The sequence below is a fragment of the Waterburya sp. genome (assembly GCF_058530065.1).
The window spans coordinates 1-16,066 of the sequence record NZ_JBZNBU010000151.1; the positions used below are offsets into that span (position 1 = coordinate 1).

Annotated in this window: 13 protein-coding genes; 1 reads left to right on the forward strand and 12 read right to left on the reverse strand. The window is 39.4% G+C overall.

What is annotated here, in order from left to right; all coding sequences use genetic code 11:
• Window positions 1–241: 241 nt before the first annotated feature.
• The 5 genes from AC33VI_RS09730 to AC33VI_RS09750 all read right to left on the reverse strand — a co-directional run bounded on the left by AC33VI_RS09730 (window position 242) and on the right by AC33VI_RS09750 (window position 5,215).
• The gene (locus AC33VI_RS09730) at window positions 242–1,345 is read right to left on the reverse strand and encodes an ATP-grasp domain-containing protein (RefSeq protein ID WP_491782066.1); all 1,104 of its coding nucleotides are present in this window, start codon (window positions 1,343–1,345) and stop codon (window positions 242–244) included.
• 284 nt (window positions 1,346–1,629) lie between these two features.
• Window positions 1,630–2,304, reverse strand: a complete 675-nt coding sequence (locus AC33VI_RS09735; protein ID WP_491782067.1) for a winged helix-turn-helix domain-containing protein — start codon at window positions 2,302–2,304, stop codon at window positions 1,630–1,632.
• 441 nt (window positions 2,305–2,745) lie between these two features.
• Complete coding sequence (pstS, locus tag AC33VI_RS09740) at window positions 2,746–3,822, reverse strand: phosphate ABC transporter substrate-binding protein PstS (RefSeq protein ID WP_491782068.1); 1,077 nt, start codon at window positions 3,820–3,822, stop codon at window positions 2,746–2,748.
• Window positions 3,823–4,048: 226 nt separating this feature from the next.
• Window positions 4,049–4,999: an isoaspartyl peptidase/L-asparaginase gene (locus AC33VI_RS09745; RefSeq protein WP_491782069.1), complete on the reverse strand. Its 951-nt coding sequence runs from the start codon at window positions 4,997–4,999 to the stop codon at window positions 4,049–4,051.
• Between the two features lie 54 nt (window positions 5,000–5,053).
• Window positions 5,054–5,215 carry a DUF2256 domain-containing protein gene (locus AC33VI_RS09750; RefSeq protein WP_491782070.1) on the reverse strand — a complete coding sequence of 54 codons (162 nt, stop codon included), beginning with the start codon at window positions 5,213–5,215 and terminating at the stop codon, window positions 5,054–5,056.
• Between the two features lie 96 nt (window positions 5,216–5,311).
• Here AC33VI_RS09750 and AC33VI_RS09755 point away from each other — a divergent pair, with 96 nt between their 5' ends.
• Window positions 5,312–6,076 carry an RNA methyltransferase gene (locus AC33VI_RS09755; protein ID WP_491782071.1) on the forward strand — a complete coding sequence of 255 codons (765 nt, stop codon included), beginning with the start codon at window positions 5,312–5,314 and terminating at the stop codon, window positions 6,074–6,076.
• Window positions 6,077–6,115: 39 nt separating this feature from the next.
• On the opposite strand, the gene AC33VI_RS09760 is transcribed toward AC33VI_RS09755, so the two are convergent.
• The 7 genes from AC33VI_RS09760 to AC33VI_RS09790 form a co-directional block, all read right to left on the reverse strand.
• Window positions 6,116–7,501, reverse strand: a complete 1,386-nt coding sequence (locus tag AC33VI_RS09760) for a protein kinase domain-containing protein (protein ID WP_491782072.1) — start codon at window positions 7,499–7,501, stop codon at window positions 6,116–6,118.
• A gap of 140 nt (window positions 7,502–7,641) precedes the next feature.
• A complete protein-coding gene (locus AC33VI_RS09765) occupies window positions 7,642–8,373 on the reverse strand; it encodes a DUF429 domain-containing protein (protein ID WP_491782073.1) in 732 nt (243 codons plus the stop codon).
• A 97-nt stretch (window positions 8,374–8,470) separates the two neighbouring features.
• Entirely contained in the window at window positions 8,471–9,685 is a 1,215-nt protein-coding gene (locus AC33VI_RS09770; RefSeq protein WP_491782074.1) for an MFS transporter, read from the reverse strand.
• Between the two features lie 391 nt (window positions 9,686–10,076).
• Window positions 10,077–11,162 (reverse strand): 4-hydroxyphenylpyruvate dioxygenase, encoded by a 1,086-nt coding sequence (hppD, locus tag AC33VI_RS09775; protein ID WP_491782075.1) that lies wholly within the window; start codon window positions 11,160–11,162, stop codon window positions 10,077–10,079.
• Window positions 11,163–11,268: 106 nt separating this feature from the next.
• Window positions 11,269–14,469 carry an amino acid adenylation domain-containing protein gene (locus AC33VI_RS09780; protein WP_491782076.1) on the reverse strand — a complete coding sequence of 1,067 codons (3,201 nt, stop codon included), beginning with the start codon at window positions 14,467–14,469 and terminating at the stop codon, window positions 11,269–11,271.
• Between the two features lie 302 nt (window positions 14,470–14,771).
• Window positions 14,772–15,611, reverse strand: a complete 840-nt coding sequence (locus AC33VI_RS09785; RefSeq protein WP_491782077.1) for a DUF3598 family protein — start codon at window positions 15,609–15,611, stop codon at window positions 14,772–14,774.
• 248 nt (window positions 15,612–15,859) lie between these two features.
• The coding region (locus tag AC33VI_RS09790; RefSeq protein WP_491782078.1) for a hypothetical protein at window positions 15,860–16,066 on the reverse strand (207 nt) is incomplete at its 5' end.

Sequence of the window (16,066 nt, forward strand, 5' to 3'; positions counted from 1 at the left end):
AAAGCTGAACTGAAGCTTTCGTCCCTCAAAAAATACAATTTTGTGACTTTTTTCGCCACAAGTTTTCCTCTTCCGAATTTCAATTTTTCATTTGACTCTCTTTTTTTCCTTACTCAGACTTTTTCAGTAAGCCCTAAGTAGCGTTAGTAAGGCTGGATTTTAAATTTTTACCTGAGAAAGAGAAATAAAAGTTTGCTAGTACGACTTTTATTCCTCTATTTTGGTTGATGGAGTTTTGAGGTTAAATAAGCTTTTGTTTCAAAAGAGATCTGAGTTCGTCTTGTTGGACAACCGAACCTGCGAGTAAAATTCCTAGTTTGCCTACCAAAACGCTACCCCAGTTATAAATAATTGCGCCTGTTTTAGTAGTAGGATTATACTCTAGTTGTCCTAAATCTATTTCATATAAGGAACGATGTTTGGTGGCAAAATTATCGCTACACCAACTATCTATATCTAATTTTCGAGCTATGCCCGTAGGATAGGAAGCACCGTTGAAACGAGGATTGCATTCAATGGCGTAGCAATTGGTTTGGTTTTTAACCGTAGCCACATCAAAAGCAAAAATCCCTTTCATCCCTTTTTTCGCCATCCACTCTGCCATCGGTTTGACCAAATCCCAAGGCTGATAGGCGGTAGGATAGCGATTGCCTTGATGAGCAAAACCATCGAGAATTTGTTCAGTAGCAGCTAAAGGTTCTACGCTGCCATTTTTAACCTCATATTGTAGGTTGAGAAATTTATCGGCAATAACTTCTTGCTGTACCTGTAGAGGCGTATTCTCGTCTAAATTTGCTAAAGAATCATTTAGTTCGCGATCGTTTTCGCAGCGATAGATCCCTACACCATCAACAGAAACCGCAGGCTTAAGGTAGCAAGGAAAAGGAAATTCTAGATCGCTCTCGAATAATTTACTTTTGTTTTCCACACAAAGAGTTCGAGGTACATTTACGTTTAATTCTTCTGCCAAGCGAATAAAATTATTTTTGGAATTAATAAATTTAACTACATCCTGCCAATCTTTATTACCTTTCCCGAACCAATTTTCATCTTCTCGTAAATTGTCTAAAGCATCATTAAAAATAAACACTGATGGTTTGTAATCTGGATATTTGCTTAATTCCTTAAAATCGACATTCCAAATCGGATTTTGACTGTGGCTCAAGCTAATACGATGATAGTGAGCTGTAATTGCTGCCCACTGAGACTTAAGATCGGGATGTAGTTGAATTAAGTCATCGGGTTCGCTCGTGCCGAGAACTCTGCCTGAATATAAGTAATTACCGACTACTGCATCGTGAGTGCAGTGCATGATATCGTGATTGAAAATTTTCTTTTTACTCATATTTAGCCTGAAGTCAAAATATAGAAGATTATTATTTAAAACTCCCGCAAATAACTACTTTCGACTGTAACCAATGAGACAACTGCTACGATTATAAGATTTTAAGAGAGCAAAAAAGTTGGGGAGATTTTGTTTAAATCATCTCCAGTGATTTTGTAATTACTGAATCTCGCTCGATGTTTTGAGTTTCTAGACCTAAATGTCTTCTTACCTCTTCAAAAGTTACTTCTATTTGCCAACGACGTGTAAACCATTCTAAGATTTGCTGGGGCCGATCGACAATATTATTCCCGCAAAACATAACCAACACCCCTGACAGTTTGAATGAGACGACTTTCCTTTTTTTCTTCTAATTTCAAACGTAAATAACGCACGTAGACTTCAATAATATTTGAGTCGCCCATAAAATCATAACCCCAGACTCTTTCTAAAATGCGATCGCGAGTTAATACTTGACGGGGATGAGCAATTAAATATTCTAAAAGATCGAATTCTTTAGCTGTTAACTCAATAGATCGCTTACCGCGAAATACTTCCCTAGTGGAACGATTGAGAGTCAGATCGCCAAACTGCAATAAATCGGTATCTTCTTCTTGTAGGCGGCGCAAACTCGCCCGCACCCTAGCTAATAATTCCTCAATACTAAAAGGTTTAATCACATAATCATCCGCACCCGCATCCAAACCCGTAACGCGATCGCTCACCTCATCTTTGGCAGTAAGTAAGACAATAGGCACTTTATCTCCTGTCTGGCGAAGAGGACGACAGATTTCTGGTCCCGATATTCCTGGTAACATCCAATCTAGTAAAATTAGGTCTGGTTTGATTTCTCTGGCAGCAGATAGCCCCCCAAAACCATCACTAGAAACAGTTACCTCATAATCTTCAAACTCCAACTCCATCTTGATAAACTGGGCGAGTTTGGCTTCATCTTCTACAACTAAAATATGAGGTTTCATCAGTTATCGGCTATTGTTATGTAGATAGGGTATTGAATAGAGTTAGTTGTGTTTAGATTAACAAATTAGCCCCTGCATATCATATATATATTTGTTTAATTTTTTAACGTATAGTTTTCATTGCTAGTTGTTTAAGTTAGATCGAAAAGCGATCGCTTTAAATTAGGGCGATCGCTTCTTGATGTAGTCGCTACAACGGGTCACAGACTCCTTCGGATTCAGCACTTTTCTCAGGTCGGGGAACCCGCCCACCGAAAGTGCCTCACCGCAACGCGCTACATCGCTTCTTGATTCAGTTGCTTATCGACGGAAAGCGAAGGGGCTGTCCTAAAGGATACCGCTTCGCATATGGGCGGAACCTGCGTCCGCCCTTTAAAAGCCCCGTCCGAGTCCGCACTGAATCGCTTTTCGGGGAACTAAATTGTTTAAATCCTAGAAGATTTATTGAGCTTGGATAGTATCTAGTTTGGTTTGAACTGTTTGGACGACGTTCTCTGGCAAAGGAATATAACCCAATTCTTCGGCAAAAGCTTGACCGTCGGTTAAAGACCAATTAATCACATTTTTGAAAGCTTCTAGCTTATCTGGATTATCATAATTTTCATAGGCTAAAATCCAAGTATAAGTGACGATAGGATAGGATTCTTCTCCTTCAGGATCGGTGACAAAAGCGCGCAGATTTTCGGGTAAAGTTACCGCACCCAAGGCATTAGAAGCAGATTCGCTCGAAGGCTTGATGAAATTTCCTGCTTTGTTTTCTAGGCTAGCAGTAGGAATACCTTGTTGCTTGGCATAACCATATTCAATGTAGCCGATCGAACCTTCACTTTGTAGAATTTGAGCGGTTACCCCTTCGTTTCCTTTCGCACCAATTCCTGTAGGCCATTCTACAGTTTTACCTTCCCCTACTTTGTCTTTCCATTCGGGACTAATGGCACTAAGATGCTTGGTGAATACTCCAGTCGTACCGCTACCGTCAGAGCGATAAACTACTGTAATATTGCTATCGGGTAAATTAGCATCGGGGTTTAAAGAGGCAATTTTAGGATCGTTCCACTTAGTAATTTTACCCAACAAAATATCTACGTAAACTTCGCGAGATAATTGTAGTTCGGGAACATCGGGCAAGTTATAAGCCAAGACAATACTTCCAGCAGTCATGGGTAACAAGGCAACCCCTCGATCTACAGCAGAAATTTCTTCGTCTTTCATTGCCACATCGCTCGCACCAAAATCAACAGTACCTTGAGTAAACTGTTCGACTCCCGCGCCACTACCTACAGATTGGTAAGCGACTTTGATGTTAGGGTTCTGTTTATTGTATTCGGAAAACCAGCGTTGATATAGAGGAGCGGGAAAACTCGCTCCTGCCCCTGTCAGGGAAACAGATTGACCACCACCGCCACCAGCAGCGGAGTCTGTATTAGTCTCGCCACCACCGCAAGCAGTAAGGCTTAGAGATAGAGCGAGCATTGGTGCTAGCAAAATTTTTCTTTTAAGAGAAACTGTAGAAATCATCTATATTTTCTTGTTGTTAACTGCTTAATAGTCAGATGTTTAATTAATCTGACAGCTAATTTTGCAAAGGAAAGCAAAAAACAGATTTTTGCTTTTATTGCTACATTAATTTATCTTGTTTTCTTTGCTTATAGACCAAGATAGGGTTAATAACAAGTTAATAAAAGGTTATGACGACTATTTTTCTCTGTATAACTACTGAATTAAGCTTTTAATATATATTAAGCTATCGATAACCGATTAATTCATCATTATTCCAATTAATCGTATCGCCGATCTTTTCCCCATCGTGGTAGGCAGCCAGAATAACTTCGCTAGTTTTTCCCCAAGCAATCGTACCATCAGCAGCGAGCGCAATTGCTCCGAGATCGCGACTGCGACTGCGAGATTCTTGCATCGATTTTTCCATTGCTGCCACTAAAGACATACCATCGGTAACCCGAATGACTACTTTTGCTGCCAAACATTCTTCCATAATATCTTCGCCGATACCAGTACAGCTGACCCCCGCTGAAGCGTCTGCATAGTTACCTGCGGGCATTGCCGAATCGCTGACTCGACCGATTCTTTCTAAACCTTTGCCCCCTGTAGACGTTCCTGCGGCAATTTTACCGTTACAGTCTAGTGCTACCACGCCAATAGTACCTTGACGGGGTTCATGAATTAAAGCTTCTTCAGCAACTACTCCTGCCATATTCTTATCAAAATTTTCGTCTCTTTCTTGTATCCATTCTCGGAGACGAATTTTTACCAAAGGATCGTATCTAGGGATATTTAATTCTCGCAGTAGTTCATTAGTACCGTAGTCTGATAAAACGCGATCGTCATCTCCTTGTAAATACTTTGCTAGTTCAATAGGATGTCTGACGCGAGAGACATTAATTACCCCACTGAAACGCTGCCTGTCTCCATCCATCAAGGAAGCGCTCATTCTGATTTGTCCATCAGACTGTAATACGGAACCTGTTCCCGCATTAAAAATTGGCTGATTTTCCAGTAACTGGCAGCCCATGACAACCGCATCGAGAGCATTGGCACCGAAATTAAGAATTTCGTAAACTTCTTCCACTACTGTATGCAGGGCACGGCGAACTCTTGCTTCGCCTTTTTCGCTTCTGATATGTCCTCCTGCGCCACCGTGAATAATTAGTTTAGGCTGTACTTTTTTAGCAGACATAGTTATTGATCTGATTAATATTGTGATTAGTTGTAATACTATTATTTAAGCTATTTAAGCTTCCTTATGGAGAGACTGTTTGCGACGACGACAGCGATCCGAACAGTACTTAACATCATCCCAGCATTTCTCCCATTTTTTACGCCAAGTAAAAGGGCGATCGCATACAGGACAGATTTTAGTCGGTAGATCGGATTTTTTGCGCTGACGAGCCATATTTTAAAGAATGAGAGATGAGAAATGAAGATCTGTTTTGTCTTCAGACAATAGAGAATAATAATATTATTCCTGATAATTTGCTAGTTTACTGAAATGAAAGAAAATCTATTAGGGAACATTAGAGTTGTTTTAGTTCAACCTGCGGGAGCATTAAACTTAGGTTCGATCGCCCGCATTATGAAGAATATGGGCTTAACTCGCTTAGTGTTGGTCAAGCCTAAATGCGATCGCCATAGCGAAGATGCCCGTATTATGGCAGTACACGCAGTAGATGTCTTAGAAAATGCTTTGGTAGTGGATAGTTTGCCCGAAGCTTTAGGGGGATGTCAAAGAGCGATCGCTACTACAGTTCGTTCTCGCAGCGTACCCATTACCCTAGAAGCACCCCCTGCAGTTCTTCCTTGGTTGCTCGCCCCTAATGTAGAATCTGCCCTGATGTTTGGGGCGGAAGATCGGGGTTTGAGTAATGACGAGCTTAAATACGCTCAAAAATTTGTTTGCATTCAATCCAATCCTGACTATCCATCCTTAAATCTAGCCCAGGCGGTTGCTGTCTGCGCCTACGAACTCTATCAATCTTGGTTGAAAATTAGCGATAGTCCCCAGCAAACAGTCATAACTCCGTCGCCAGCTAGGGAAGAATCTTTGCCTGATAATGCACCCATCGAAGTATTGGAAGGATACTATCAACATCTGGAAGAAGTATTATTAGAAATTGGCTATCTCTATCCCCACACAGTCGCCGTTAAAATGGAAAAGTTTCGCCGTATGTATAACAAAGCTAACTTACGAGCGGAAGAGGTAGCCATGTTGCGGGGAATTTTAAGACAAGTGCGCTGGGCAATCAAAAATAAATAACCTCAATTCGAGTTAAGCTACTGACTATCGATTTAGTTATTAGTTTTCTTTTTTGTTTAATAAATCATCAGCGATTTCGTACCAAACTTGACGATAGGATTGATGTTCTAGTTTGTCAGTCAACTGCACTCCTTTTAGTTCTGGGTATTGTTGGTGAAAAACTGTATCTACTTGTTTGTAAAAAGCACTAGAGTCGATATTTAAGGATTTCACTCTTTGATATATTGTCTGCTGTAACTTTTGCTCTTGTTGAGTCAGACTAGGAGCTTGATTTTTAGATTCTAAGTTAAGGGCAAAGCTATGATTAATTCTGGTTTTCATAATGGCAAAACTAATTAAACCAGGAACTAAAAAAACAGCAGCGGTAATCATTCCCCAATGCCAGGGTTTTAACTTTTTAAAATCTTCTTTAGTGGGTATGTGAGTGCGAGCGCGAGAAATATTGCTAGCCTGGGTACGAACGCGAGAAACTGTACCGTGTAATCTGGAAGTAAAATTACTATGACTAGCGGAAGTTTCTTCATCTCCAGGAGCAACGATTAAAGTTTTGATCCGCGATATAAAACTATGAACTACAGAATTAGTTTCTCTGGTTAAAACTTGAAGTACTTTTTCCGCAGATTGGTAGCGATTGCGGGGTTGATATGCCAGCATCTTATTCAGTACTTTTCTTAAATTGGGGCTAACATTAACTTGAGATTCCCAATCCCATTCTCCTTTATGGCTGTCATATAATTCATCTGGTTGCTTGCCCGTTAATAAGACAATGGCAGTAGCTGCCAAGGAATATAAATCGCTACAGGGAAAAGCTTGACCGCGACGCAACTGTTCGTCAGGAGAGTAGCCTTTTTTGCCAATTAAAGTAATCGATTGTCCTGTGGATTGAGAAACAGCATTAGCAGCAATTTTGACGCAACCAAAATCAATTAAAACTGTCTTACCATCGTTATGACGGCGAATTAAATTATCGGGAGAAATATCGCGGTGAATTAGATCGGCTTGGTGAATATGATCTAAAACGGGGAGTAACTCCCAAATCATGTTAGATACTTCTGTTTCGGTTAATTTACCGTGACGTTTTAATAATTCCCAATAAGTTTCTCCTTCAACATATTCTTGAACCAAAAAAAGCGATCGCTTGCCATCAATGCGAGTTTGCAATAAGGCTTCAAACTTGGGAATTTGGGGGTGTTGTAACTTATAAAGAATTCCCGATTCCCGCTCGAACAAATTTTCTGCTTTGCGTAATTCGCGATCGCTTTCTACTTGGGGTGCAAATTCTTTGAGGACACACAATTCCCGATAGCGATGAGTATCTTCAGCTAGATAGGCTCTGCCAAAACCGCCTCTCCCAATCTGCCTGACAATTCGGTAGCGGTTATTTAAAATAACTCCATCGCGCAATGTAGCAGAAAGTTTAGACATATATCCTTTGAGTCAGACAATCTTTCAAAATAAGGCTATTGTAGCAACGGTTTTTAGGAATCAACAACAACAGTGTCGTTCTAATTAATTTCCTGACGAGCTAGGTTATGGTTTCGGGATAATATCACCCAGTCTCCCCGTCACTTTTGAGGAATAACAATATAACCATTCTCTAAATCCCCTAAAACTAAATTCTTGGCTTCTCCCCAATACCACCAATAAGCACCAATATAAGCACAAAGCAAACTATCTAAGCGATCTTCGATCGCTTTTAATTCTTTCCCTGTAGAGCGATCGGGAATTATTGGTATTTTAGTCAAACTCTTCAGACACAAAGCTGGTTCTAATTGAGGCAAAACATTAACCAGATAATCTCGTAGTTTATTTAATTCCAAACGACGTTCGGCTATTTTACCTTTTTTGTACTTTAAAATTTTATCTAAACCAAAAAGATTAATCGTTGCAGGATGAGGGAATACTTCGATCTGATATCTCCCTAACTCCTGTGGTTTAATTTTGGGTGCGTGAGCAAAATTGCGCTCGAGTAAACTATTACCAAAACCGACAGTACGACTGCTAAAAGCCAAATTAAGATTGGCTGGGTAACATCCCCCATGATAGCGTCCAAAATGCTTGTGAGTTAATTTGTCTGGCAAACGCATTCCCGTTTGATTGTTGATAATTGTCGGCGCGTCTACTGCTACTAAACTAGGTGTATTAGCAGATGTTAAAACATCAAGGCGATCGAGAATCTCGTCGATGTCTAGTATTGTAGTTATCTCAACTATATTTAGTTTATTATCTTGCCAGTCAAGACAACAGAAACCACTCGCCCCCGATGTCCAACCAAAATCGACACCAATAAATTTCATTTTATATATATAGTCGTTCTAATTAATTTCCTCATGGTCTAGGTTATCGTTTTGGGGGAATGGGGAATGAGGAATGGGGAATTTAAAAATCGATCGCTCAATCAAAAGCTTTCAATCTTACCAATAACCACCAATACCAACTACCAGCCAGCAAAAAATAGCCACCGCTAACTAATAAAGCAGTAGATAAAGAATAGCCACTGGCGATCGCGCCAATAATAGGGGCGACAACCGCAAAGCTCAAACGGAAGGTAAAGCTATTTAGCGAAAGTACCGTAGCCCGTATTGAGGAGTCAACCTGTTGATTGATCCTATTTAAAATTAGTGGCGAACATAATCCCCTGACTATATAAATTACACCAATAAAGATAATTCCCTCAATGCCGTTGATGCTACCTAACACCATATAAGCTACAGCTAACAAAAAAACTAACAACAACATAGTTTTTCTCATCCCCCAAGCGGTTTCTAGACGACGGGCATTAATTGAAGCCCAACTCATCAAGAAATGAAATATTGCCCAAGCCCAACCCATAGCGGAGATCGAGACATCAACTTGTTTTAAATAATCTTGGGATAACCAGACAATTAAAAAGGTAGCGGTAGCAAAAGTGCTACTTAAGGCAATTAACCAACGTAAATGAGGACGAGAAATAAAAACCTCGGTAATAATATTCTTTAAATTCTCAATTTTTGATTTTTCTACTATCAAGGGTTGCGCAGCCATGCCATAAGGCTTATCTTCTTGGGGTTCTACTAAAGTAAGTGCCAAGCAAAAATAGAAGATCAAACAAACGGTTTGCAAATAAAAAGGAATGACCAAATCAATCTCAGCCACGGTTGCGCCAATTATGCCACAGACAGCTTCCGTTACTCCTGCGATCGCTACCAATCTACCTTCTAGAGTGCGATATTGACTGGCTTTTCCCATCTGTAAAAGAGTTTCATAGGCGATCGCCGTATCCGCCCCACTAACTAAACTCCCTGCTACGCCTGTCAAAATTTCGGCGAGCGCAAAAATACTAAAAGAATTTCCTAGGCAGTAAAATAACCAACCACAGATCCAAACCCCACTACCTGCTATTAAACAAAACTTACGTCCTAATTTGTCTGCAACATAGCCAGAAGGAACTTCAAACAATAAAAATGATATGGATAGGATAGTTTTGAGCCAAACTGCTTGTTCTAAGTTGAGTCCGTGACCTTGGTAGAACAAAACAATCGTAGGAATAGGAAACCAAGCAAAAGCTAATCCTCTCAGGATATATAATTTCCAGATATTAGAATCAATCCGATTGGTGTTGGAATTCACTAAAGTGATTTGGGTTGATAAAAACTAAAGTTATTAAAACCAACAATACAAATAATTAAGTAAAAAAATATTAAGTTTGTTAATGAGAATGAGATAACGAATTTACGCGATCGCAGAACCATGATATTTTGTTGACTATATCAACAATAAAATAAAAGTATGATGGGGTGTTTTTTGTCAGCCATTTTTATACTTTCTTTCTCTGTACGGGACAAAAAAACTAGCTGCGAAATGTCCGATCTAAAGGGTTCTACTTTGAGTGGGTGTGCTTTAAGACAGATACTTACTTCCTCAAAGTAGATAAGTGTCGCTTCAACCATTTTGAAAGAATGATGAGTCGGAAGCAGACGGTTTCGTTTTTCTTGACTATTCGTTTCGGCAGCTAATTTGCTTAAAGATTACCACGTAATTTTTGTTCTTTTTCTAAGGCGACAAACAAAGATTTGAAATTTCCCGCTCCAAATCCGCGAGAACCTCGTCGCTGGACAATCTCAAAAAATAAAGTAGGGCGATCGCCAATGGGCTTAGTAAAAAGTTGTAGAAGATAACCATTTTCGTCACGATCTACTAAGATGCCCAGTCTAGCCAAGTCTTCCACTGAGACATCAATATCTTTTACCCAGTCTTCCAAATTGTCGTAGTAGGTTTTGGGAATAGACAGAAACTCTACTCCTGCTTTTCTAAGTCGAACTACTGTTTGGACGATATTATCTGTTGCCAGACCAAGATGCTGAACCCCAGGGCCATAATGGAAGTCGAGATATTCTTGAATTTGAGATTTTCGCAAACCATCTGCGGGTTCATTAATATTGATAATGGTTTTTTTGCCGTTTTCCAAAACTTTGGACATTAAGGCAGAATATTCAGTGGAGACGGTTTTCTCGTCAAAGTACATCCGCACGTCAAATCCCATTGTTTCCACAAAAAACTTAACCCATCGATTCATTTCACCCCGCTCGACATTGCCGACTACATGGTCGATGGAAGTCAATCCAAAGGAATTAACAGATGTAGTCAGGCGATTTGCATAACCAGGAGCAAATTTACTGGAATAACCGCTGCGATCGATAAACTTAATTAGGGTATCGCCAAAACTGCGAATCGCTGCAAAGCGAAATAAACCACTTTCATCTTCTTGAGTAGTTGGAGGAATTGCTCCAATTGCACCGCGCTCGGTGGCATATTGATAGGCAATATCTACATCGGAAACAGCCAAAGCAATAATCGCAATTGTATCCCCATGCTCTAAAACACTACGGGCAATAGGATGATTGGGACTGAGAGCAGAACTGATAACAAAGCGAATATCACCTTGCTCTAAAACATAAGAAGTCTTTTTTCGTTCGCCAGTTTCTAATCCGCAATAAGCTACGGGCTGAAATCCAAAAGATGTGGAATAGAATACTGATGCTTGTTTGGCATTCCCGACATAAAATTCCAAATGGTCGAATCCTTGAATCGGGCAGATATTATTCATTAGTTTTAAGTAAAGATTTTATGAAGATAGATGAAGAAAAGTTGTCATTGATAAGGAATCTTTATTAAGTATATTATATGTACTTAATAAGTATTCCAACTATTAGTTAAGTAACTTTGACATGAGAATATTTGGCAGCCTCTTCCTGCATAGCTGTTATTCGATTTAAAAACTCAGCACACAAAGCTTCAATGGTTTCTCGCTGATGAATATTCTCGCTATACACGCATCGAACTTCTAATTGACGACCGACAAGATCGATGGCAAATGCTAATGGATACTGTCTTAAAGCTTCGGGGTCGTGATCTGAACCTGCAATTGCTCGCGTTCCATTGAAAACCTTACTTCTTTCTAAAATATCGTCAACCTTACCGCGATAGTTAAACAGTATTTCTGCTCGTGGTAATGCTTCTAAGTTCCGAACCAAGGCGGGTTCTGACCCCAGATATCTGTATAAGTCAATACTTGTTCCTGAGTCTTTTTGTCGTGCCAGTTGTTCGGTAACGTTAAGTAAAATATTGTTAACTGATGTTTGAGTATCGATTCTCAAAAGTGTGGGTGCGTAGCTAATAATGCAACCAAGAGTTCTGCTTAATTCAGCTTCCGAAAGACCCACATTTCGACCGTGTACTAAGCGGTCGAAATATACAAAACTGCTTGATTGCCACTGACTTAATGCCGTTCCCAGACTACTTATTAAAATACTTTCAACATCGAGGTTGTGAGTCCCACTCCGCATCAGAGTTTCAGTCTGCCATTCTGAGAGTGCGAAGCGTACAACTTTAGCAGAACCATTAGTATTGGCATCGCGTCGATCGCATAGATCCTTGGGTAAAGCTGGCACTTGCGACCAAGGTAGTTGAATCCATTGTCTAGCGTCTGTCTCTACTGCAGGTGAATTGGCATACTGTCTTAAAACCTGAGTCCAAGCTCTAAAGGATGTTGGAGAAGTAGACAAAGCAACTTCATTATTTGCTTCCAGTCGTTGGTAGACCATCTCAAATTCTAGCCAAAAAATCTTCCAGGAGATTACATCCATTGAGAAGTGATGAACTACAAAAAATAGTTCTTGCGATCGCTCTTTTCCTAACTCAAATAGAACCATGTAGGCGATAGGACCATTGGTTAAGTTAATTTCTTGATGGCAAGCTTGGGCGACTTCAGCGATAGCTTCATCCTGCTTTTCTGGGGATAGATCCGATAGATCTACTGTTTTACAAGCAAGGGTTTCTTGAGAGCTTGCTAATACCTTAGCTTGCCAGCAATCATCATCGAGATCGAACCTAAGTCTCAAAGCGTCATGGCGATCGCCAAGATAGCGAAATGTTTTCTCAATCGAATCAAAAGATAAATGCTGTTGGGCAACCAATATTCTGGAGATATTCCAATGATGGGGTGTCAGAGAATCTCTTTCGTATAGAAACTGTAAGATAAATGGGGGTAATTCAGGTATAGAACCAAAAGAAGGTTCGCTCTTTTGAGAACTATTTACCTCGGAATATTGTTTTACCCCTCCTTCAATCAATGCAGTAATGCTAGGTCGATCCACCATCTGCAACGGAGAAATTTCTATACCCTTTTCTGCTGCTAGCATACAGATATTCATTGCCCTCAAAGAATTACCGCCGATGTTGAAGAAATTATCTTTAATACCCACTCGTGGCAAATCTAGTACATCTTGCCAAATGGCAACCAACATTTCTTCTATTTCATTGCGCGGTGCGACATAGGTTTCTGTAACAATTAAGTTTTCTAGAGTAGCTGGTGGTAATGCTTTACGGGCAATTTTGAGATTTACATTGAGCGGCATCTTATCCAGAATAATCCAGCCAGAGGGCTGCATATAATCGGGCAAACGATCCTGTAAGTAAGCGCGAATTGCATCCAAGGAAAAACTGTTGGAATCTTCAAGAGTAATATAAGCAATCAGACGTTTGTCTCTATTACCAATCTGGCTTGCTGTAATCACTGCATCGCGGATTTTCGGTGCTTGTCTCAAGTGACTTTCGATCTCAATGAGTTCGATCCGCTGACCTCGCAGTTTGATTTGGAAATCCCGTCGTCCTAAATATTCTAAATTGCCAGAAGTATCAATTCGAGCCAAATCCCCCGTCTTAAAATAAGTTGCACCATCAATTTTGATGAAAGCATTACTATTTAATTCTGGTCGATTTAGGTAACCTTTCATTACACCAGGACCTTTAAAACAAATTTCGCCCACTTCCCCATTAGCTATTGGTTCGCCATTATCGCCTAATAAAACAATTTCCGTTCCGATGAAGGGTTTGCCAATATAGGATTTTTTGACTAATTTATCTCGTGGTATCAAATAGCAGCAACCCATGCAGGCAATTTCCGTACATCCGTAAATAACATATATTTCCGCCTCAGAGAAAATTATCTTCAGTTCTTCTAATAAATCCGCAGGTACGATATCTCCACCCGAGGAAACGTGTCGCAGTCCAGCAAATTTACTATAGGACGGGTAATTCTTTTTAATATAACGAACCAATCCTTTTAAGAGATTGGGACTCATATGAACGATGGTTGCTGGCTCTAAAGCAGTTGTCAGGCTGTCGTAGCTCATAATTTCATCTCTCGGCAAAACTACCAATCGTCCGCCAGAGATAATGCTGGTCATCAGATCGAACAAGCTGATGCTGAAGGAAAATTTGGCAATAGTTAAGGTTGTATCCTGGGGAGTCATGCCAAATTGATTTATTGCCGAAAGCACGTAGTAGGCAAAACTTTTATAACTAATGGCAATTCCTTTGGGCTTACCAGTAGTACCAGAAGTATAGAAAATATATGCAGTATCATCTTCGGCAATGTTAACTTGAGGATTATCATCTCTGGCAACATTGGAGATAAGTTTGGTTTGCTGAAGAGTGTAAGGGCGTACGAGAATATCGCCAAGATTCTTAATCAGATTGTTTTGAGTTATGGTTAAATCGACCGCAGCATCCTCAAAAATACTTTGAATTCTTCCCTGGGGATAATCTGGATCGATAGGTAAATAAACTGCACCTGTTTTTTGAATAGCAAGTAGAGCGATAATAATTTCCAAGCCAGGTCTAAGACACACTGCAACCCGACTTTCAGCTTGGATTCCTCGATCGATTAACCAATAGGCTAGTTGGTTGGCGTGGGCATTGAGTTCTTGATAGGTTAAATGTCGATCAATAAAAGATACTGCATTTTTATTAGGATGCTCTCGAGCAATTTGTTCAAAGATTGTGTGAAGCGGAACTTGAAAATGAGATTGGTTGGCAAGAATCTTGGTTTTAAAAGTTTTTTCGAGCGTCATCTAACCATATTCTTTTTATTAAATGTACTTGTATTTAGAATTTAAACATATTTAACTGCGTAATTCAAGCGTACTGCTCGATTGTATCGTAAATGAATTGATGCCAAACTTATTAAGGTAAGTTTGATGTCAATTTAAAAATATTAAAAAAAGCTAAAAAAAGACTTAAAATAGCGTTAATCTAAATAATAGTTAGTTATTTGAATATAATTAGCTACTTTTTCTTGATTAACCTCAAAAAGAACTAATATACAAGTTGGTTAGATTATGATTAAGTTTTCGACAATTGCCATAATCAAGCTTTATTTAACAGCTTTTTTTTCTGTAACCAAACTACAGCTAACCCAATTACCTTTATCATTGTAAGTACGAATGATTCTTTGTCTAATGTGAGGTTTTAATAACCATCCCATTTCTAAAACAAAATTGTGTCCCAATTTAATTGCTAAAGGACAATTACAAGATGCCCCATCGGATAAGAGCAAAACTTGACTGGGCAAATTGCTATTTTCAAATAAAAGTTTCGCTCCTTCTATACGAGCTTCAGAACTGATTTTGCGCTCGCCAAAAGATAGAGTTTGGGTAATGCGATCTCTTGCCAGTTGCTCGATCTTTAAATGACTCGAAAAAGTAGTGGGATTACTTAAATCTGCATACATAGTCATTCCTTCCCCAGACCATTCTCCTAATAAATCTTCTACAGTTAAAGGAGGGCGTTCGGGAATATTACTATGAGGTAGTTTTTCTCTAATTAAAACAATCCTGTCTAATTTAGCCGAACTATCAAATAATTCCACCATTCGCAAGCGTCTAGTACCATCGCCAAAATCATTGTCGATTAAACCAAATTCTCCACCAAAAGTACTATAAGGTCCCCACTGCATACTTCCCTGAGAAAAAGCTCCGTTAGGAAAAAACAAAATAGTACGATTGAGAGCATCATAATCTACTACTACATCCCTAGAAGGTTCTTCTGGGGGTAAATAGCGCACGACTTGATGGACGTTTTGATTATCGTTAAGTCCTTCCAGGGTAACTAAGGTGGGAGTATCACTAATTTCTTCTCCTTGAGGAGATATTCTAGTAAACGATCCCTGCCATTCACCTAAATTTTTGAGAAAATAATTCCACTGTGCAGTCATAAAAAATTTATTTTAAACTTCTGTAAAATCATCTTTATATTAGTTCTAATTAAAATAGATTAGCTCTTATGAATGAATTAATTGATTGATAAAAAAGCGATGTAGCGCGTTGTGGGTCTGTGACCCGTTGTAGCGATTACATCAAGAAGCGATCGCTTTTTTATAAGTACAAATATATTTAGCAACAACGATATATTTACAGATTATTACTTTAGTAATGCGATCGCTTTTTTGACTCAATCTAGTATTTAAACAATCGCAAAGTCATCCACAGTTAAATCTGCTGTATTGACGTTACTAACAATTGCCAGAACATTACTGTTACCGTCAGCAATTATGGCATCACCAGAACTATCGCTAATATTCAAATCGCCAAAACTAAGAGAAGTAGGCAGACCAAACAAATCCTCTCCATCATTAAAGTCATTAACTGTATCCATACCAGCAGCAATTTC

Bases quoted from the DNA above. Each gene is read 5' to 3' on its own strand.
- AC33VI_RS09750 (WP_491782070.1), bottom strand. From the start codon at position 5,215: ATGGCTCGTCAGCGCAAAAAATCCGATCTACCGACTAAAATCTGTCCT.
- AC33VI_RS09730 (WP_491782066.1), bottom strand. From the start codon at position 1,345: ATGAGTAAAAAGAAAATTTTCAATCACGATATCATGCACTGCACTCAC.
- AC33VI_RS09780 (WP_491782076.1), bottom strand. From the start codon at position 14,469: ATGACGCTCGAAAAAACTTTTAAAACCAAGATTCTTGCCAACCAATCT.
- pstS (WP_491782068.1), bottom strand. From the start codon at position 3,822: ATGATTTCTACAGTTTCTCTTAAAAGAAAAATTTTGCTAGCACCAATG.
- AC33VI_RS09745 (WP_491782069.1), bottom strand. From the start codon at position 4,999: ATGTCTGCTAAAAAAGTACAGCCTAAACTAATTATTCACGGTGGCGCA.
- AC33VI_RS09760 (WP_491782072.1), bottom strand. From the start codon at position 7,501: ATGTCTAAACTTTCTGCTACATTGCGCGATGGAGTTATTTTAAATAAC.
- hppD (WP_491782075.1), bottom strand. From the start codon at position 11,162: ATGAATAATATCTGCCCGATTCAAGGATTCGACCATTTGGAATTTTAT.
- AC33VI_RS09785 (WP_491782077.1), bottom strand. From the start codon at position 15,611: ATGACTGCACAGTGGAATTATTTTCTCAAAAATTTAGGTGAATGGCAG.
- AC33VI_RS09755 (WP_491782071.1), top strand. From the start codon at position 5,312: ATGAAAGAAAATCTATTAGGGAACATTAGAGTTGTTTTAGTTCAACCT.
- AC33VI_RS09735 (WP_491782067.1), bottom strand. From the start codon at position 2,304: ATGAAACCTCATATTTTAGTTGTAGAAGATGAAGCCAAACTCGCCCAG.
- AC33VI_RS09765 (WP_491782073.1), bottom strand. From the start codon at position 8,373: ATGAAATTTATTGGTGTCGATTTTGGTTGGACATCGGGGGCGAGTGGT.